Raw genomic sequence first — 19053 nt, 5'->3', positions numbered from 1 at the left:
ATCAGGACTCCTGAGCCCCTTCCGGCCCCGCCGACCCGTCGGTGGCGTCGCTCCCGGCCCCCTTGCCGGTTGCTCCCCCGCCCTGGCCGGTGAACTTGTCGCGGAGCTTGCCGCCCAGGTCCCCGGCACCGCCCGCTATGTCGCCTACCAGCTTCATCAGCGGGTCCTTGCTGGTGCGCACGGTGTCCGCGTAGTGGGACGCGGACTCCCGGAAGGAGTCCGTCACCGAGGTGTCCTTGTCCTCGGAGCGCCGCGGGTAGTGGCCGTCCATGATCCGCTGGTAGTCACGGGTCTCGGACCACTTCTTCAGCTCTGCCGCGCGGACCGTGGTGAACGGGTGGGAGCGGGGCAGCAGGTTGAGGATCTTGAGCACCGAGTCGCGCAGGTCGCCGCCCTTCTCGTACTCGTCGGCCTGGGCGAGGAAGGCGTCCACGTTCATCTCGTGCAGGTGGTTGCCGCCCGCGATCTTCATCAGACCGCGCATCGAGGCCTGGAGGTCCTGGCCGACGAGCAGCCCGGCCCGGTCGGCCGACAGCTCCGACTTGCGGAACCATTCGCGCAGCGCCGTCACGAGCGCCATGATCGCGACGTTGCCCAGCGGGATCCAGGCGACCTTCAGGGCGATGCTGGTGAGGAACAGCAGGATCGTGCGGTAAACGGCGTGGCCGGAGAGGGCGTGTCCCACCTCGTGGCCGATGACGGCCCGCATCTCCTCCTCGTCGAGCAGTTCCACCAGCCCCGTCGTCACCACGATGATCGGCTCGTCGAGGCCGATGCACATGGCATTGGGCTGCGGGTCCTGATTGACGTACATCGGAGGGACCTTCTCCAGGTCCAGGATGTAACAGGCATCCCGCAGCATGTCGTTGAGGTGGGCGAACTGGGCGTCGCTCACCCGGACGGAGTCGGAGAGGAAGAGAAGTCGCAGGCTGCGCTCGGGCAGCAGACCGCTCAGTGTCTTGAAGACGGTGTCGAAGCCGCTCAGCTTGCGCAGGGCCACCAGGGCCGAGCGGTCCGCCGGGTGCTCGTAGGCCCGGGACGAGATGCCCGCGAAGCGCCTGCGCTGCCTGCTGGGCACGTTCTCGTGGCTGTGTTCGGTCATGGATGGCCCCCTGATTCGTACGAGACGTCACTCGCCCCCTGGCAAAACCCAGCGTAGGTGCTGGGGCTACGGTGTGCGGGGGGCTGTGGATAACAGAGGAGACGCCCGACATGCCGCAAACCGTTGCTCTGCTCGCTGCCGCATCCGCGGAGCAGGGACCTGGCAACACGCTCCGTGTCGTGCTGCTCGTCTCGCTCGTCGGAGCCGCTCTGCTCGGCTGGTTCCTGCTGCGCGGATACCGCAACGACGACAACAACGACTGAGTCGGCGTGAGCGTGCCCGGGGCACCCGCATACGATGTGCGCGACGTCTTCCTTCCGACTCCCGATCGATAGGTCCTGCCGAAGATGAGCCTCACGAGCACCGCACACCAGCTGGTCACTCTCGCCTCCGAGGGCGGCGAACTCGGTGGCAACCACGAAAGCCTCAACCCGTACCTCACCGGGGGCGGCGCGTTCGTCGCGCTGATGCTCCTGCTGTGGATCACCACACGCTTCAACCGCGACCGCTGAGACAGAGGCGTACAGCTGTGCCAGTAGGCTCTGCACGCATGGGAGAGCAGGAAGTGCCTACCGGCCGCGAAAAGCGCCGACTCGGCGTGATGGGCGGGACGTTCGACCCGATCCATCATGGACACCTGGTGGCGGCCAGCGAGGTGGCCGCCCAGTTCCACCTCGACGAGGTGATCTTCGTCCCGACCGGGCAGCCGTGGCAGAAGAGCCACAAGCACGTGTCCCCGGCCGAGGACCGCTACCTGATGACGGTCATCGCGACGGCGTCCAACCCGCAGTTCTCCGTCAGCCGGATCGACGTCGACCGCAGCGGCCCCACGTACACCATCGACACGCTGCGGGACCTGCATGCGATGCATGGTGACGCCGACCTCTTCTTCATCACCGGCGCCGACGCACTCTCCCAGATCCTCACCTGGCGGGACGCCGACGAACTGTTCTCGCTCGCCCACTTCATCGGGGTGACACGGCCGGGGCACGTGCTCACGGACGTGGGCCTGCCGGAGGGCGGCGTCTCCCTCGTGGAGGTCCCCGCGCTCGCCATCTCGTCCACGGACTGCCGTGAGAGAGTCGCGCAGGGGGACCCGGTCTGGTATCTGGTGCCGGACGGCGTGGTCCGCTACATCGACAAGCGCCAGCTGTACCGCGGCGAATGAGCGACGCAGAGGGGCACCGGTGAACGACCGACAGAACCCGTACGACCCGTACCACCAGCAGCCGCAGATCATCGGCTACGACGAGTACGGGCAGCCGGTGTACCAGCAGGCGGGGCAGCAGGCGTACGACCCGTACGGACCTCAGCAGCACCAGCAGGCGCAGCAGTCCCATCAGCAGCCCGGTCAGCAGACCGACCCGGGGTACGGGTACGACCCGTACGCCCAGCCCCAGCCCCAGGCCCCGGAGCACTTCCAGCAGCAGCCGTACGACCCGTACGCCTCCCAGCAGCCCCAGCAGCCCCAGCAGCCCCAGCAGCCCCAGCAGCCGGGTTACGGCGGCTATGACGGCTACGGCTACGACACCGGCCGGCAGCCCGCCGCGGTCGACACCACCCAGCAGTGGAACGTCCCGCAGCAGGCGAGCGCGCAACCCGCCCCGCCGACGCAGGCGCCGCCCATGCCGCCCGCGCCCGCACCGGCCCCGCGGGAACCCGAGCCCGAGTCCGAGTCCGAGCCCCGGTTCGGGGCCGAGCCGGAAGCGGCCGTCCCCGGACAGCGCCGCGCCGACCGCGACTACCGCACCGAGCAGTTCTCCTTCATCGAGGAACCCGACGAGGACTCCGAAGACGTCATCGACTGGCTGAAGTTCACCGAGAGCCGCAGCGAGCGGCGCGAGGAGGCACGGCGCCGCGGCCGCAACCGCATGGTCGCGCTGATAGTCGTGGTGGCCCTGGTCGTGGTCGGGGGCGTCGGCTACCTCTGGTCCGCCGGAAAGATTCCCGGCCTGTCCGACTCGGAGAAGGACAACACGGCGTCGGCGGGCCCGCAGCAGCGGGACGTCATCGTGGTCCACCTGCACAACACCAAGAAGGGCGGCACCTCCACGGCGCTGCTCGTCGACAACGTGACGACCAAGCAGGGAACCACGGTCCTGCTGCCCAACTCGCTCATGGTCGCCAACGACGAGGGTGCCACGACCACCCTCGGCAAGTCCGTCGAGGACGACGGCGCCACCGGTACCCGCGACTCCATCGACACGCTGCTCGGCACCGACATCAGCGGTACGTGGCGACTCGACACCCCTTACCTGGAGACCCTCGTCGACCTGGTCGGCAACATCGAGATCGACACCGACACCGATGTGCCCGACACGAAGAAGGGTGCTTCACCTCTGGTGAAGAAGGGCGAGTCGCAGACCCTGAGCGGCCGGATGGCCGTCGCGTACGCCACCTACCAGGGGCCCGGCGAGGCCGAGGCGAAGCAGCTCATGCGGTTCGGGGAGGTCATGCGGAGCGTGCTGCGGAAGATCTCGGACGACCCGAAGGCCGCCACGGTCACCGTGCAGACGCTGGCGCAGATCCTCGACCCCTCGCTCCCCGAGAAGGACCTCGGGGCCTCCCTGGCGAAGCTCGCCCAGCACGCCAAGGTCGGCGACTACAAGACGGCCGTGCTGCCGGTCCAGCCGGACGGCACGCTCACCGACGCGGCCACCGAGAGCGTCGTCAAGGACGTTCTGGGCGGCACGGTGAAGGCCCCGGACGCGGACGCCGTGGTACGGGTCGACGTCAAGAACGCCACCGGTGACAAGGAGGGCGCGGCGTCCGCCCGGATCAAGCTGATCAACGGCGGCTACGCCTTCGTCGGCGGTGGTGCGACCGGGACCGTGCCGTCGTCCGAGGTCGTCCACAGGACCGCCGAGGACAAGGAGAAGGCGGTACAGGTCGCCAAGACCCTGGGTCTGCCGGCGGAGGCGGTGAAGCAGGGCAAGCCCGCCGCCAACGTGGACGTGTCCGTCGTGCTCGGCCAGGACTACAAGATCAAATGACCCGGACCTCGCCGTCCGGGCGGTGCTGATCCGGCACTCGAACGTTCATTGCGTGGGCTGTCGGCGGTCCGTGAGACCCTAGAGGTTGATCTGACCGCCGACGAAAGCCTGCTTGTGACCGCCACGGACCGCTCCATCGAGCTCATCAACGCCGCCGCCCAGGCGGCCGCCGACCGGCTCGCGCACGACATCATCGCGTACGACGTCAGCGACGTGCTGTCGATCACGGACGCCTTCCTGCTGGCCTCGGCCCCCAATGACCGCCAGGTCAAGTCGATCGTCGACGAGATCGAGGAGCGGCTCCAGAAGGAGCTCGGCGCCAAGCCGGTGCGCCGCGAGGGCGACCGGGACGCGCGCTGGATCCTCCTCGACTACGTCGACATCGTCATCCATGTCCAGCACAGCGAGGAGCGCGTCTTCTACGCGCTGGAGCGCCTGTGGAAGGACTGCCCCGAGATCGCGCTCCCCGAGGACGCGGTCAAGACCCGCGGCAAGGCCGAGGAGCACGCCAAGCTCACCGGTGGCACGGAAGGTGAGCAGAGCTGAGCACCGGCAAGAAGAGCCGGGGGCGCAGGATCGTCCTCTGGCGGCACGGCCAGACGGCGTGGAACCTGGAGCGCCGGTTCCAGGGCTCCACGGACATCGCGCTCACCGAGGTCGGAGTCGGGCAGGCCCGGCGGGCCGCCCGGCTGCTCGCCTCGCTGAAGCCGGACGCGATCGTCGCCTCCGACCTCCAGCGGGCGGCGGCCACGGCCGCCGAGCTCGCCGCGCTCACCGGCCTCGAAGTCGCGCACGACGCGGGACTGCGCGAGACCTACGCGGGCGCCTGGCAGGGCCTCACGCACGAGGAGATCGTCGGGCAGTACGGCGAGCAGTACGCCGCGTGGAAGCGCGGCGAGCCCGTGCGGCGGGGCGGCGGCGAGCTGGAGACCGAGGTCGCCGACCGGGCCGCTCCGATCGTGCTCGAACACGCCGAGAAGCTGCCCGAGGACGGCACGCTCGTCGTGGTCAGCCACGGTGGCACCATTCGCACCACCATCGGCCGGCTGCTGGGTCTGGAGGCCCACCACTGGGAAGGACTCGGCGGGCTCTCCAACTGCTGCTGGTCGGTGCTGGGCGAGGGCGCGCGCGGCTGGCGCCTGCTGGAGCACAACGCCGGCACGCTGCCGGAGCCGGTGCTCGGCGACGACACCTAGGAACCTGCCCCTGCCCCTGCCCCGGAGCCGGGGCAGGGCGGCGGACGGAGGCCCGTCCCGACCCCCGTCGGCCGGATTTCACTTTCTGGCAGGTCACAGGCTAAAGTTCTTCTTGTTCGCAGCGCGGAAACGCAGAGAAACACAGTGAACAGCGGGGCTATAGCTCAGTTGGTAGAGCGCCTGCATGGCATGCAGGAGGTCAGGAGTTCAATTCTCCTTAGCTCCACAGTCAAGATCCCGTCCCTTTCAGGGGCGGGATCTTCTCGTTGTCCCACCGCCTGACTTGTCCCACCGCTCGGCGCCTCCGACGGTGTTCCGTCGGCCGGGCGCGCTTTCCGGCCTGCCGCCTGACCGGTCGTCACCGTTGCCGCACCCCCATGGCCGGTTTCGTGCACGGGAGTTGCCGGGTACTGCCTGTAGCGGTGCCGGTGGGCGTATGCCCCGAGGGTGCCGCCGTGCTCTCCGCGGCCGTCGGGGCGGGTGCGGTCACGGGGTTCCCGCGCCGCCGTCGACCCGCCGGATCCTCGACGGGCTGTCCCTCTTGCGGGGTCATGGCAGAATCGGAACGCCGGAGGGGGCGACGGACCGAACGGGAGGGAGCGCGATGCCTGCGAGCCGCCAAGAGGTCCCGGACCTGCTCCTTGTCCCCGAAGCCCCTGCGGCCCCCCTGGCCCCCGAAGCATCTGCCGCCCCCGGACGTCGCGCGCGCGTCCGGGCCCACCGCCGTGCCGTCGGTCCGCCCCGTGCGGTCCGGGTGCGCGGCGGGACCGCCGGCGCTCGTCGTGCGTGTACCGCCCGCTGCCGGACCCGGAGCTGACCCATGGGTGCACACAGGCGGAAATGTGACTGGTGCGGCAGCGGCACGCCCATCGTCAGGGACATGGATCCGATCAATCCGGAGTACCAGTACTGGTGCGAGGAGTGTGCGCGGGCGCTGATCATAAAGGGCGACCCGATCGAGACCTATCGGGAGCTGGAGGGGGAGCCGATCTACGGGCGGCTGCTGGAGGAGCACTGCACCCTCAAGCGTTTCTACTCCTTCGCCACGGCGTGACCCGTCCGGAGCCGTCGATCGGCCCCGACTCGGGTACCGCAGAACCGGTCAAATCCATGCGGCCGGGAAACGATTTGGTGGAGTGGCGGGGTCACCGGTAATGTTCTCGATGTCGCCAGGGAAACCGGGCGGCACACAGCAAGGGGCTATAGCTCAGTTGGTAGAGCGCCTGCATGGCATGCAGGAGGTCAGGAGTTCAATTCTCCTTAGCTCCACAGTGAAGAAGAAGCGGGTCACTCGTAAGGGTGGCCCGCTTCTTCGTTTCCCTGGGCAGGTGTGCACGGGGCGGTCTCCGGTTTCCCGGTGCCCACCACCCCCTTCGGGGGTGCAGGGGTGCGGCCGGACCTTCCGTACATTCCGTCGCGTCTCCCGGACGTTCCTCCGTCGCGCGGACGTCTCCGTTCCGGTCCCACGGTCCGGTTGTGCCCGGCCCGGTTCCGGACCCGTGCGGTACCCTGGCGCCATGCGTGCCGTACGCCTTCTGCTTAGCGAGCCGCGCTGATCAGTCCCGACCGGTGAGAATGCCTGGTCGGAATCAGCGCGGCGTCCCCTCCTGTGCGAGGGGATTTTTCGTTTCCGTAGACGAGTGTCCGTAGACGTGGACGCCGGCAGATGACGATCGATGGAGCTTTGAGGACCATGAGCGAGACGAATTCCGCAGCCGAGACGGCCGCGCCGCACCGCTACACGGCGGCGATGGCCGCCGACATCGAGGCACGCTGGCAGGACTTCTGGGACGCCGAGGGCACGTACGAGGCGCCGAACCCGACCGGTGATCTGGCGGGCGACCCGGCGCAGGCCGCCAAGCCGAAGAAGTTCATCATGGACATGTTCCCGTACCCCTCGGGTGCGGGCCTGCACGTGGGCCACCCCCTGGGCTACATCGCCACCGATGTCTTCGCCCGCCACCAGCGGATGACCGGGCACAACGTGCTGCACACCCTGGGCTTCGACGCCTTCGGCCTGCCCGCGGAGCAGTACGCCGTCCAGACCGGCACGCACCCGCGGGTCTCCACCGAGGCCAACATCGAGAACATGACCGCCCAGCTGCGCCGGCTGGGCCTGGGCCACGACAAGCGCCGCTCGTTCGCCACGATCGAGTCGGAGTACTACAAGTGGACCCAGTGGATCTTCCTGCAGATCTTCAACTCCTGGTACGACACCGAGGCCGACCGGGCCCGCCCGATCGCCGAGCTGGTCGAACAGTTCGAGAGCGGTTCGCGCCCCACTCCGGACGGCCGTGACTGGAGTGCCCTGAGCGCCGTCGAGCGTGCGGACGTCCTGGGCGAGTACCGCCTGGCGTACGCCTCCGACGCGCCCGTCAACTGGTCGCCGGGCCTGGGCACCGTACTGGCCAACGAAGAGGTGACGGCCGACGGCCGCTCCGAGCGCGGCAACTTCCCCGTCTTCAAGGCCAAGCTGCGCCAGTGGAACATGCGCATCACCGCCTACGCCGACCGGCTGCTGAACGACCTGGACGGCCTGGACTGGCCCGAGGCCATCAAGCTGCAGCAGCGCAACTGGATCGGACGCTCCGAGGGCGCGCGCGTCGACTTCCCGGTCGACGGCGCCGGCAGCATCACCGTCTTCACCACCCGCCAGGACACCCTGTTCGGCGCCACCTACATGGTGCTGGCGCCCGAGCACGATCTGGTCGAGCGGATCATTCCGGCCGCCTGGCCCGAGGGCACCCACCAGGTGTGGACCGGCGGCCACGCGACCCCGGCCGAGGCCGTCACGGCGTACCGCAAGCTGGCCGCCGCCAAGTCCGACGTGGAGCGGCAGGCCGAGGCCAAGGACAAGACCGGGGTCTTCACCGGTGCGTACGCGACCAACCCGGTCAGCGGCGAGAAGGTGCCCGTCTTCATCGCCGACTACGTCCTGATGGGCTACGGCACCGGCGCGATCATGGCCGTACCGGCGCACGATGCGCGCGACTTCGCCTTCGCGCGCGCCTTCGAGCTGCCGATGCGCTGTGTCGTCGAGCCTTCGGACGACCGCGGCACGGACCCCTCGACGTGGGAGGACGCCTTCGGCTCGTACGAGGCGAAGCTGGTCAACTCCGCCAACGACGAGATCTCGCTGGACGGACTGGGCGTCGTCGATGCCAAGGCGAAGATCACCGAGTGGCTGAAGGCGCACGGTGTCGGCGAGGGAACCGTCAACTTCCGGCTGCGCGACTGGCTGTTCAGCCGCCAGCGCTACTGGGGCGAGCCCTTCCCGATCGTCTACGACGAGGACGGCATCGCCCACCCGCTGCCCGAGTCGATGCTGCCCCTGGAACTGCCGGAGGTCGACGACTACTCGCCGCGCACCTTCGACCCGGACGACGCCGACACCCAGCCCGAGACCCCGCTGTCCCGGAACGCCGACTGGGTCGACGTGACGCTGGACCTGGGTGACGGCAACGGCCCGAAGAAGTACCGCCGCGAGACCAACACCATGCCCAACTGGGCGGGCTCCTGCTGGTACGAGCTGCGCTACCTGGACCCGAGGAACGACCGGAAGCTGGTCGATCCCGAGATCGAGCAGTACTGGATGGGTCCGCGCGAGGGGCAGCCGACCGGGGGCGTCGACCTGTACATCGGCGGCCAGGAGCACGCCGTGCTGCACCTGCTGTACGCCCGTTTCTGGTCCAAGGTGCTGCACGACCTGGGACACATCTCGTCCTCGGAGCCGTTCCACAAGCTGTACAACCAGGGCATGATCCAGGCGTTCGTCTACCGGGACAGCCGCGGCATCGCGGTCCCGGCGGCCGAGGTCGAGGAGCGCGACGGGAAGTTCTACTACCAGGGCGAGAAGGTCAGCCGCGTCCTGGGCAAGATGGGCAAGTCCCTGAAGAACGCCGTGACCCCGGACGAGATCTGTGCCGAGTACGGGGCGGACACGCTGCGCCTGTACGAGATGGCGATGGGCCCGCTGGACGTGTCGCGGCCGTGGGACACGCGCGCCGTCGTCGGCCAGTACCGGCTGCTGCAGCGGCTGTGGCGCAACGTCGTCGACGAGGAGACCGGCGAGGTCACCGTCGTCGACGCGGAGCCCGGCGAGGAGACGCTGCGCGCGCTGCACAAGGCGATCGACGGGGTCGGCCAGGACATGGCCGGGATGCGCTTCAACACGGCCATCGCCAAGGTCACCGAGCTGAACAACCACCTGACCAAGGCGGGCGGCCCGCTGCCCCGGTCCGTCGCCGATTCGCTGGTGCTGCTGGTGGCTCCGCTGGCGCCGCACATCGCCGAGGAGCTGTGGCGCCGGCTGGGCCACACCGAGTCGGTCGTGCACCAGGACTTCCCGGTCGCCGACCCCGCGTACGTCGTGGACGAGACCGTGACCTGCGTCGTCCAGGTCAAGGGCAAGGTCAAGGCACGCCTGGAGATCTCCCCGTCGATCACGGACGAGGAGCTGGAGGCACTGGCCCTGGCCGACCCGGCCGTGGTCGCGGCGCTGGGCGGCGCGGGCATCCGCAAGGTGATCGTGCGGGCGCCGAAGCTGGTCAACATCGTCCCTGCGTGACGTGTGGTGTGTGACGCGTGACGTGTGTTGCGTGACGTGTCCGATGCGTGCGGAGTGACGGTACGGACGCTTCTTGAGGGGCGCTGACCGGAGCACGGAGAGAGTGGGGGCGTTCCCCTACGGGCAGGTTGGGGGTTCCGAAGGAACCCTCGGCCTGCCCTTTCCGTTTACGGTGGAGGGGCCGGGGTTGCGCCGGCGGCCGAGACGACATCCGAGGGGCGCTCATGGAAGCCGTGATCCTGATCCTGGGGTTGCTCTTTTTCGCGTTCGTGGCCCTCGGCGTGTACGCGGGCATCAAGGCCGTCGGGGCGGCGAAGCGCGGTGTGGACCGCACGATCACCCAGGCGCGCCGCACCGTCGAGGAAACCACGCTGCGGGCGAAGAGCTACGGGCAGTCGGGCGTGGGCGCGGAGCTCGCACAGTTGCGGCTGGCGCTGCGCACCTCCATGCGGGCCACTCAGGAGGCGCTGCAGCGGGGAGCCGTCGAGGACGCCTCGCTCGCGGAGTCGCTGAGCCTCTTCCAGCGGCTGAGCTCGCACGGGCGGGAGCTGGACGAGGAGCTGAAGAGGCTTGAGCGCGAGCCCGACCGGGCGACCGTCGCCTCGCTGCTGCCCGGCCTGAAGCAGCGCACGGAACGGATCACGCACTCCGCGGACTCGCTGCGGTGGGCCGCGCGGGACCGGGCACGGCGGTTCGTCGACGACGATCTCGACGCGTTGAACGCGCAGATCGACATGGAGGCCGGAGCGCTTCGGCACTGGACGACGGAGGACGACGAGCCGGCCCGGCAGCAGGGACGGTCACAGGACGAGACGGGCCCGCAGGACCGGCAGGGGAAGGGCGGCCCGGCCGACGGCACGGCGGCCCGGGCGATCACGGGCCCGGACCCGCGGCGGGCCGAGTATCCGTGGCAGAAGACGGCACGGCCCGAGACGACGAACTGAACCGTTCGACGACCGGCGGTATCAGGACACGCTCCCGAACGGTCCGGAGCGATGAGAAATGATCCGGAGCGATCATTCGACCGGGGCCGGACTGCCGGGACACGGGCGCGCCAGGTAACCTCCGGCTCATGTCCCGCCATGTCGCGATCGTCACCGATTCCACGGCCTACCTGCCGCCCGAGACGATGGAGCGGCACGGCATCGCCGCGGTGCCGCTGACCGTCGTCCTCGGGGACCAGGCTCTGGAGGACGGCACCGAGGTCTCGGCCCGTGCCCTCGCGGCGGCGCTGCAGAAGCGCCGCCCCGTGACCACCTCCCGGCCCAGCCCGGAGGTCTTCGCCGCCACGTACCGCGCCGCGGCCGAGGCGGGTGCCACCGGCATCGTCTCGCTGCACCTCTCGGCCGAGATCTCGGGTACGTACGACGCCGCTCTGCTCGCGGCGAAGGAAGCGCCGGTTCCGGTGCGGGTGGTGGACACCGGGATGGTCGCCATGGCCCTGGGCTTCTGCGCCCTGGCGGCGGCGGAGACGACGGAGGCGGGCGGGAACCTGGACGAGGCCGTCGCGGCGGCGGAGAAGCGGGCCGAGGGCACCTGCGCGTACTTCTACGTCGACACGCTCGACTATCTGCGCCGAGGGGGCCGGATCGGGGCCGCGCAGGCGTTGCTGGGCTCGGCGCTCGCCGTGAAGCCGCTGCTCCAGCTGGACGACGGCCGCATCGAGCTGCTGGAGAAGGTGCGGACCGCCTCGAAGGCGATCGCCCGGCTGGAGGAGATCGCCGCGGAACGGGCGGGCAGCGGTCGTGTGGACATCGCCGTGCACCACCTGGGGGCGCCGGAGCGTGCCGAGCGGCTCGCCGAGCGGTTGTGCGAGAGGGTGCCGGGACTGGTCGATCTGCATGTGAGCGAGGTGGGCGCGGTGATCGGCGCGCACACCGGGCCCGGACTGCTCGGGGCAGTGGTCTCACCGCGCTGACCGGGCCGGGCCGTTCGGGTCGGGCCGTCCGGAGCGGTGGTCTTGCCGCGCCGACCGGGTTGAACCGTCCGGCACGTCGGCCTCGGGGTTCTCATTCCTCGTTTTCACTCATCGGGGTGGCCGGGATATCCACAACTGGTCGGTTCTCCACCGAAATCGAGGGTGCTCAGCGGGTTCGGGGCGATGTGCCTACCGTCGTGAGGCATGGCTCCTCGATCACATCGTGCAAGCAGTGGAAGCGGCAGCGGCCCCGGCCGTGCCCCGGCATCGGACAGTCGCGTCCGCAGCCGTCCGGGCCGGGCGCTCGGCGTCGGCGCCGGGCGAGGCACAGGTCCTGGTCCGGGGCCCGGCCGACGGCGGTTCCCGCGCGGACGGGACGGTGTCGCGGCCGAGGCCGCGCGGCGTCGGGCGGACGCGCTCATGGAAGGGGCGTACGGCGGGCGGGTCGCGCGACCCGTGCCGGGCGTCGCTCCCGCCCGGGCTCCGGTCGTGGCAGATGATCCGGCCCCGCCTCCGGCACCCGACCCGGATTCGGCGCCGGAGCAGCTCCCGGGGCCGCACTCGGCTCAGGCTCAGGCGTCGGCGTCGGCGTCGGCGTCGGTTCCGGTCACGACCATGCCCATGACCGCGCCCACGCCCACGGCCGAGGTCGCGGCCTCCGGCGGGCCGGGGCGATGGCGGGAACGGGTGATTCCCGCGCTGCGGGAGCGGCTTCCGGTGTGGCTGCAGCTCAGATGCGGTCTGGAACCCAGGGCTCTCGCCGCGCTCGCCGTCGTCCTGGTCGCCGCCGGGGTCTTCGCCGCGACGCATTTCTGGTCCGCACGTCCCGAGGCGGTACGGGCTCCCCGGACGGTCGACGAGGCGGCGGCGCACACCCGGACACCGGCCCTCGTGCCGGGGGACGGCGAAGGGCCCGGACCGTCACCGGGGCTGCCGCCCGCGGCAGGACAGGGCGGGCACATCGTCGTCGATGTCAGCGGAAAGGTGCGAAGGCCGGGAGTCCACGAACTGCCGTCCGGCGCACGGGTCGCCGACGCGCTGCGTGCGGCGGGCGGGGCACGGGCCGGGGCCGATCTCGCAGGGCTCAACCGGGCACGGTTCCTCATGGACGGGGAGCAGATCGTGGTGGGCGCTCCAACGGGGGCCGCCGCTCCCGGCTCCGCCGGACCCTCCGCCACCGACGGCGCGGGAGGAAGTGCAGCGGGCGGCGGGAGCCCCGCGGCCGGGCCGGTCAGCCTCAACAACGCCAGCGCCGAACAGTTCGACACCCTGCCCGGAGTCGGCCCGGTCCTCGCCCGGCACATCGTCGACTACCGCATCCGGCACGGCGGTTTCCGCTCCATCGACGAACTGCGCGAGGTCAACGGAATCGGCGACCGCCGGTTCGCCGACCTCCGGCCGCTGGTGGGGCCATGAGCGATCCGGATGTGCACGCGGCGTCGGGCGGTCGGCTCGGGGCCTCGGAACCCCGGCAGGAGGGCCCGGTCGACCTCCGTCTGGTTCCTCCGGCACTGGCTGCCTGGGGCGGGGCGGCACTCGCGCTGAGCGCACCGGGGGCGTGGACGGTGGCGGGCGTGCTGCTCTGCGCCGGCGCGGCCATGGTGCTCCTGGCGGTGTCGGGCCTGTCGGCCGCCCGTGCGCTGCGCGGAGGGCGGCGGCCGGGCAGTACCGGAGCGCACGCGGACACCGCACCGTGCGGACGAACCGCAGGAGCCGGGGGAGGGGCGCCGGAGAACGGGGACGCGGTACGCGGCCGGTGGCGGTCGTCCGTCACGGCAACCGCCACCGCTGCGGCGCTGCTCTGCGCGGCGGCCGGTGCCGCATCGGCCGGACTGCACGGCGCGGACGTACGGCAGGGGCCGGTCCGGACGCTGGCCCAGCGGTTCGTGAGGATCGAGGCGGACGTGACGATCACGTCCGATGCCCGGCAGACCGTGCCCAAGGTGCGCGGCGACCACAGCACACCCGCCTCGCTCCTCGTGGACGCCGAGATCACCCGACTGACCGGACCCGACGGGGCGGTCACCCGGCTGAGCACACCGGTCCTGCTGATCGTGCCGCCCGGCGGATCGACGAGGCAGTGGCAGCGGCTGCTCCCCTCCACCCGGCTGCGCGTCACCGGACGGCTGGCACCACCGCTGCACGAGGGAGAACGCGGTGCCGCCGCCCTGCGGCCGGAGGGCAAGGGACCGCCGCGCATCACCGGTCCCCCGACCCTTCCGCAGCGCACGGCGGGCGCCCTGCGCGACGGTCTGCGACGGGCGACCGAGCGGCTCGACCCCGATGCGCGGGCGCTGCTGCCGGGGCTGGTGGTCGGCGACACCTCGCGGGTCACCCCCGAGCTGCGGGAGGCGTTCAAGGCGGCCGACCTCACCCACCTGACGGCGGTCTCCGGCGCCAACCTGGCGATCCTGCTCGTTCTCCTCATCGGGCCGCCGGGCACGGCGCTGCGGGCCGAACGACGGGGGCTGGCACCCCGGTTGGGGATCTCGCTGCGGATGACGGCGTTGCTCGGCGGTGGGCTCACCCTCGCCTTCGTCATCGTCTGCCGGCCCGAGCCGAGCGTCCTGCGGGCGGCGGCCTGCGGATCGATCACGCTGCTCGCCATCGGCACGGGACGCCGCAGATCGCTGATCCCCGCGCTGGCCGCCGCGGTTCTGCTGCTGGTGCTCCACGACCCGTGGCTGGCACGGAGTTACGGCTTCGTCCTCTCCGTCCTGGCCACCGGAGCCCTGCTGACCATCGCCCCGAGGTGGAGCGACGCGCTGCGACGGTGCGGGGTCCCGCCCCGGCCGGCCGAGGCGCTGGCCGCGGCCGCCGCGGCGCAGGCGGTGTGTGCGCCGGTCGTCGTGCTGCTCGCCTCCCGGGTCAGCCTGGTGGCGATCCCGTGCAACCTGCTGGCCGAGTTCGCGGTGGCACCCGCCACCGTCCTCGGGTTCGCGGTGCTCGCCCTGGCACCGGTGTGCATGCCGGTGGCGGAGCTGCTCGCCCGGGTCGCGGGATGGCCGGCCGGGTGGATCGCCACGGTGGCCCGCACCGGGGCGTCCCTGCCCGGGGCGGAGACCGACTGGCCCGACGGTGCGAAGGGCGCGGTGCTGCTCGCCGTACTGACGGCCCTGGTGATGCTCCTCGCCCGCCGGTTCGCCCGCCATCCCTGGGTCTGTTCGGCCGCCGCGCTGCTGCTGGTCCTCGCGGTGCTGCGCCCGGTGCCGCTCACCCGGGTGCTGACCGGGTGGCCACCGCCGGGGTGGGCGTTCGCGATGTGCGACGTGGGTCAGGGGGACGCCCTGGTGCTGGCGGCGGGGAGCGGTGCCGGGGTGGTCGTCGACGCCGGTCCCGATCCGCGGCCCGTCGACCGGTGCCTGCGGGATCTCGGGGTCACCGAGGTGCCGCTCCTGGTCCTGACGCACTTTCACGCGGACCATGTGCGGGGGCTGCCCGGTGTGCTGCGGGGCAGAGCGGTGGGGGCGATCCAGACGACGAGCCTGGACGAGCCGCCGGACCAGGTGGCGTTCGTACGGAGAACGGCGGCGGAGGCGGGCGTCCCCCTGGTGCGGGCCGTGCCCGGTGAGCGTCGCCGGATCGGGCCGCTCGACTGGCGGGTCCTGTGGCCCGCGGGCGGTGCCGGACCCGGTGGGATGCCGTCGGGTCCGGGGATCGATCCCGTGCCGCAGGAGCCGAACGACGCCAGCGTCACCCTGTACGTGCGGACCGGCGGAGTGTCCCTGTTGCTCCTCGGGGACCTCGAACCCCCGGCCCAGCAGGGGCTGTTGCTCAGATACCCCGCCCTGCCCGAAGCGGATGTGCTCAAGGTCGCCCACCACGGCTCCGCGTACCAGGACCCCGCCCTGCTGCGCAGTGTGCGTCCGAGAATCGCCCTGGTGAGCGTGGGCCGGGACAACCCCTACGGTCACCCGGCCGCACGTACCGTCGACGCGCTCAGGGCCGGTGGCGCGGTGGTGCTGCGTACGGACACCGACGGGGCGATCGCCGTGACGGGGACCGGTGCCGGGCTGCGGGCGGTGGGCCGGCCGTGAGCGCCGCCCCGCCGGGCGGCGGTGCCCGGTCGCCGCCGTAAACAGTCGTTCTGTCGGCGTCCGTCGGCGTCCGTCGGCGCCCGTCGACGTCCGGTCGGCGTCATGGGTGGTCGGTGCCGTGTCCGGCCGGAGTCATGGGCGGCGAACGTCACAAGGTGGCGTTGGACACCGGAGGAGCTGGAGGGAGCCGGAGGGGGAGTCCGTCGGGGATGGGCGGGCACGGCAGTGGGGGCAGAGGGAGGAGTGGTCAATTCGGACCTTCGGTAACACCTCGTCCCAAGCTCCTGCGAGCTGCTCTGTTTGCCTCGAACGCCGCAATGGTGGTCGAATGCATGGTCGTCGGTGGGCCGCTGCTCCGACAGAGACGTCCAGCCGCCAGGCCCCAAGGTGAAGCACCCGGGGAAGGTGGAAGATGTTCGGTCGTTGGCTGGGGAAGAGGCGGACGGCGGGTGCGGTGCAGGGCAACGCCCTCGCCGGGCTGGAGGTGCCGCACACCGCGGGGCTGCTCAGCTGTCGGGTGCTCGACCCCGTCAACGAGATCGTGCCGCAGGCCGAGTTCGTGGTCACGGACGGTTCGGGCCGCAAGGTGTTCCGGGGCGAGACGGACCCGTTCGGCAACGTCCTCGCCACCGTCCCGGCCGGTGAGTACCGGCTGGCCGTCACGGCCGAGGGCTTCACCCCGTTCCACGCCTCGGCCACGGTCGCCGAGAGCGGCCACGCGAGCCTGGGCGACGTGACCCTGCAACTGGCCGCGCCTCCGCAGCTGCCCGCACCGGGCGACTGGGAGGTCGAGCCGATGCACTCGCAGATCGGCTTCACGGCCCGGCACATCGGCCTGGCACGCATCCACGGCCGGTTCAACACCTTCGCGGGCGCCGTTCGGATCGCCGACCGCATGGAGGACTCGGCCATGCACGTGGTCATCGACGCCTCGTCGATCGACACGAACGTCCAGATGCGCGACGACCACCTGCGATCCGGGGACTTCCTCGACGTCGGGCGCTATCCGACGATGGAGTTCTACAGCGACCGCTTCGTCCACCGGGGCGGTACCCGCTGGGGCGTGACCGGTGCGCTCACGCTGCACGGCGTCAGCCGTACCGTCACGCTGGAAACCCAGTACCTCGGCCTGGGCAACGGCCTGGAGGGCGAGACCCGGGCCGCCTGCCGGGCCACCACGGAGCTGCACCGCGAGGACTTCACGCTCACCTGGCAGACCATGCTGGCCCGCGGCATCGCGGCCGTCGGTTCCAGCATCTCCATCGACATGGACATCCAGATCGTCCCCAAGGGCTGAGCCCGCCTCCCCGGCCCGCGGGTTCCGGGGCCGGGGAGGCGGGACGACCCGTCAGGGCGTTTCGAGCCAGCCCTCGTACTCCGCGGCGAAGGCGTCGAGCGCCGAGGCGTCCAGCCGCCCCGACGGGTCCTCCACGACCACCAGCCACTGGGCGTCCTCGGCGTCGTCCTCGCCGGCCAGCGCGTCGCGCACGAGCTGGGGCTCCTCCGCGACCCCGAAACGGTCGGCGAGCTCCTCGGCCACCTCCTCCGCGGCGTCGCGGTCGGGCAGCACCAGCACATGTCTCACATCGCTCACCGGCCCATTCTCCCGTACCGCGAACGCGGCGTTCCCGGCGGAGAGGCCGGGTACCACCGGGCGTTGCCGGCGGAGAGAGGCCCCGCGGCGTCCGGCGTTGCCGGCGGAGAGAAGTCCGGCTCCGTCGGGCGTTCCCGGTGGAGAGGGGCCCGGCAGCGTCCGGCGTTCCCGGGGCTGTCGGTGGTGCATGGGATGCTGGGGGCGATGGCCACCAGAAAGAATTCCACCGACGACCCGCTCGCTCCCGTCACGCTCGCCGTGGGACAGGAGGACCTGCTCCTGGACCGCGCCGTGCAGCAGGTGGTGGCGGCCGCCCGCGCCTCCGATCCCGACACGGACGTCCGCGACCTCGCCTCCGACCAGCTCCAGCCCGGCACCCTCGCCGAGCTGACGAGCCCCTCGCTCTTCGCCGAGCGCAAGGTGGTGATCGTGCGCAACGCGCAGGACCTCTCCGCCGACTCGGTCAAGGACGTCAAGGCGTACCTCGGCGATCCGGTCGAGGAGATCACCCTCGTGCTGCTGCACGCGGGCGGCGCCAAGGGGAAGGGGCTGCTGGACGCGGCGCGCAAGGCAGGGGCGCGGGAGGTCGCCTGCCCGAAGACGACCAAGCCGGCCGAGCGGCTCTCGTTCGTCCGGGCGGAGTTCCGGGCGCTGGGGCGTTCGGCGACCCCCGAGGCGTGCCAGGCGCTGGTCGACGCCATCGGCAGCGATCTGAGAGAGCTGGCGAGCGCGGTCTCGCAGCTCGTCGCGGACGTCGAGGGCACGATCGACGAGGCGGTCGTCGCCCGTTACTACACGGGCCGTGCGGAGGCGTCGAGTTTCACGGTCGCCGATCGTGCCGTGGAGGGACGGGCCGCGGAGGCGCTCGAAGCGCTGCGCTGGTCGCTGTCGACCGGGGTGGCGCCCGTGCTGATCACCAGCGCGCTGGCCCAGGGGGTCCGGGCCATCGGCAAGCTGTCCTCGGCCCGCGGGGGACGTCCCGCGGACCTCGCCCGTGAGCTGGGCATGCCGCCGTGGAAGATCGACCGGGTGCGCCAGCAGATGCGCGGGTGGACGCCCGACGGGGTGGCTCTGGCGCTGCGGGCCGTCGCGGACGCCGACGCGGGGGTCAAGGGCGGCGGCGACGATCCGGAGTACGCGCTGGAGAAGGCCGTGGTCGCGGTGGCGAGAGCGGCCCGGTCGGGACGACAGCGGTAACGGTAAGCGGAGACAGAAAACGGCAGCGGTAAGCAGCGACAGAAGCGGAAGCCGCGACGGCGGTGGAAGCTGCGGTCTCGGCGGTGGCCGCGGTGGCGGCGGGCCTGTGGGCGGAGCCGTACCCGTAGCGGGCGGACCGACCCCGTTCCGGGCGGAGCCGTACCCGTGCCGGGGCCGGTCGGGTGAACACCGTGGTCCCGACAGCCCGACAGCCCGACAGCCCGACAGCCCGACAGCCCTGCGGACCCGACCCCGTACACCCGGCCCGCACGTTCCGAAGCACGGTGTGCGGGCATGCCGAAGGCCCCGGTCCCGCGCTGGGGAGGGCGGGGCCGGGGCCTTCGGTTCAAGCTCGGTGCGCCGCACCCGCGTGGCGAACGCAGGTTCGGTGTGCGGCGCGGGGTGCCGGTCGGGAACGGGAGAGAGGGCCCGCTTGGTCCGTTCCGGCG

General features: G+C 71.4%; 16 protein-coding genes and 2 tRNA genes. 16 read left to right on the top strand and 2 right to left on the bottom strand.

Going from position 1 to position 19053, the window contains the following annotated elements:
* Position 1: 1 nt before the first annotated feature.
* The gene (locus tag ABZZ04_RS08350) at positions 2-1102 is read right to left on the bottom strand and encodes a M48 family metallopeptidase (protein ID WP_356931400.1); all 1101 of its coding nucleotides are present in this window, start codon (positions 1100-1102) and stop codon (positions 2-4) included.
* Positions 1103-1212: 110 nt separating this feature from the next.
* Here ABZZ04_RS08350 and ABZZ04_RS08345 point away from each other — a divergent pair, with 110 nt between their 5' ends.
* The 15 genes from ABZZ04_RS08345 (at position 1213) to ABZZ04_RS08275 (ending at position 17110) form a co-directional block, all read left to right on the top strand.
* Positions 1213-1365: a hypothetical protein gene (locus ABZZ04_RS08345; RefSeq protein ID WP_356931399.1), complete on the top strand. Its 153-nt coding sequence runs from the start codon at positions 1213-1215 to the stop codon at positions 1363-1365.
* Between the two features lie 84 nt (positions 1366-1449).
* Positions 1450-1614, top strand: a complete 165-nt coding sequence (locus ABZZ04_RS08340; protein WP_356931398.1) for a hypothetical protein — start codon at positions 1450-1452, stop codon at positions 1612-1614.
* 38 nt (positions 1615-1652) lie between these two features.
* Complete coding sequence (gene nadD, locus ABZZ04_RS08335; protein ID WP_356931397.1) at positions 1653-2270, top strand: nicotinate-nucleotide adenylyltransferase; 618 nt, start codon at positions 1653-1655, stop codon at positions 2268-2270.
* 19 nt (positions 2271-2289) lie between these two features.
* A complete protein-coding gene (locus ABZZ04_RS08330; RefSeq protein ID WP_356931396.1) occupies positions 2290-4095 on the top strand; it encodes an LCP family protein in 1806 nt (601 codons plus the stop codon).
* Between the two features lie 114 nt (positions 4096-4209).
* Positions 4210-4641, top strand: coding sequence for a ribosome silencing factor (gene rsfS, locus ABZZ04_RS08325; protein WP_283851528.1), 432 nt, complete (start codon positions 4210-4212; stop codon positions 4639-4641).
* Positions 4638-5291 (top strand): histidine phosphatase family protein, encoded by a 654-nt coding sequence (locus tag ABZZ04_RS08320; protein WP_356931522.1) that lies wholly within the window; start codon positions 4638-4640, stop codon positions 5289-5291. Before rsfS ends, ABZZ04_RS08320 begins: the two co-directional genes overlap by 4 nt.
* A gap of 153 nt (positions 5292-5444) precedes the next feature.
* Positions 5445-5517: transfer RNA gene (locus tag ABZZ04_RS08315), tRNA-Ala, on the top strand.
* Between the two features lie 594 nt (positions 5518-6111).
* On the top strand, positions 6112-6345 hold the full coding sequence (locus tag ABZZ04_RS08310; protein WP_015608461.1) for a hypothetical protein: 234 nt from the start codon (positions 6112-6114) through the stop codon (positions 6343-6345).
* Between the two features lie 142 nt (positions 6346-6487).
* A tRNA-Ala gene (locus tag ABZZ04_RS08305) sits at positions 6488-6560 on the top strand.
* A gap of 424 nt (positions 6561-6984) precedes the next feature.
* The gene (leuS, locus tag ABZZ04_RS08300; protein ID WP_356931395.1) at positions 6985-9858 is read left to right on the top strand and encodes a leucine--tRNA ligase; all 2874 of its coding nucleotides are present in this window, start codon (positions 6985-6987) and stop codon (positions 9856-9858) included.
* Between the two features lie 224 nt (positions 9859-10082).
* Positions 10083-10802: a hypothetical protein gene (locus ABZZ04_RS08295; protein WP_356931394.1), complete on the top strand. Its 720-nt coding sequence runs from the start codon at positions 10083-10085 to the stop codon at positions 10800-10802.
* 128 nt (positions 10803-10930) lie between these two features.
* Positions 10931-11776: a DegV family protein gene (locus ABZZ04_RS08290; protein ID WP_356931393.1), complete on the top strand. Its 846-nt coding sequence runs from the start codon at positions 10931-10933 to the stop codon at positions 11774-11776.
* 621 nt (positions 11777-12397) lie between these two features.
* On the top strand, positions 12398-13192 hold the full coding sequence (locus tag ABZZ04_RS08285) for a ComEA family DNA-binding protein (protein ID WP_356931392.1): 795 nt from the start codon (positions 12398-12400) through the stop codon (positions 13190-13192).
* On the top strand, positions 13189-15813 hold the full coding sequence (locus ABZZ04_RS08280) for a ComEC/Rec2 family competence protein (protein ID WP_356931391.1): 2625 nt from the start codon (positions 13189-13191) through the stop codon (positions 15811-15813). Before ABZZ04_RS08285 ends, ABZZ04_RS08280 begins: the two co-directional genes overlap by 4 nt.
* Before the next feature lie 412 nt (positions 15814-16225).
* A complete protein-coding gene (locus tag ABZZ04_RS08275) occupies positions 16226-17110 on the top strand; it encodes a YceI family protein (RefSeq protein ID WP_356931390.1) in 885 nt (294 codons plus the stop codon).
* Positions 17111-17161: 51 nt separating this feature from the next.
* On the opposite strand, the gene ABZZ04_RS08270 is transcribed toward ABZZ04_RS08275, so the two are convergent.
* On the bottom strand, positions 17162-17407 hold the full coding sequence (locus tag ABZZ04_RS08270) for a hypothetical protein (protein ID WP_356931389.1): 246 nt from the start codon (positions 17405-17407) through the stop codon (positions 17162-17164).
* 204 nt (positions 17408-17611) lie between these two features.
* On the opposite strand from ABZZ04_RS08270, the gene holA reads away from it, so the two are divergent.
* A complete protein-coding gene (holA, locus tag ABZZ04_RS08265) occupies positions 17612-18604 on the top strand; it encodes a DNA polymerase III subunit delta (protein ID WP_356931388.1) in 993 nt (330 codons plus the stop codon).
* The last annotated feature ends 449 nt before the right edge of the window (positions 18605-19053 follow it).

The organism is Streptomyces sp. NPDC006435, from assembly GCF_040612315.1.
GTDB lineage: Bacteria > Actinomycetota > Actinomycetes > Streptomycetales > Streptomycetaceae > Streptomyces.
Note: the sequence above shows the minus strand (reverse complement) of the source record. Positions and strands in the feature narration are given on the sequence as shown.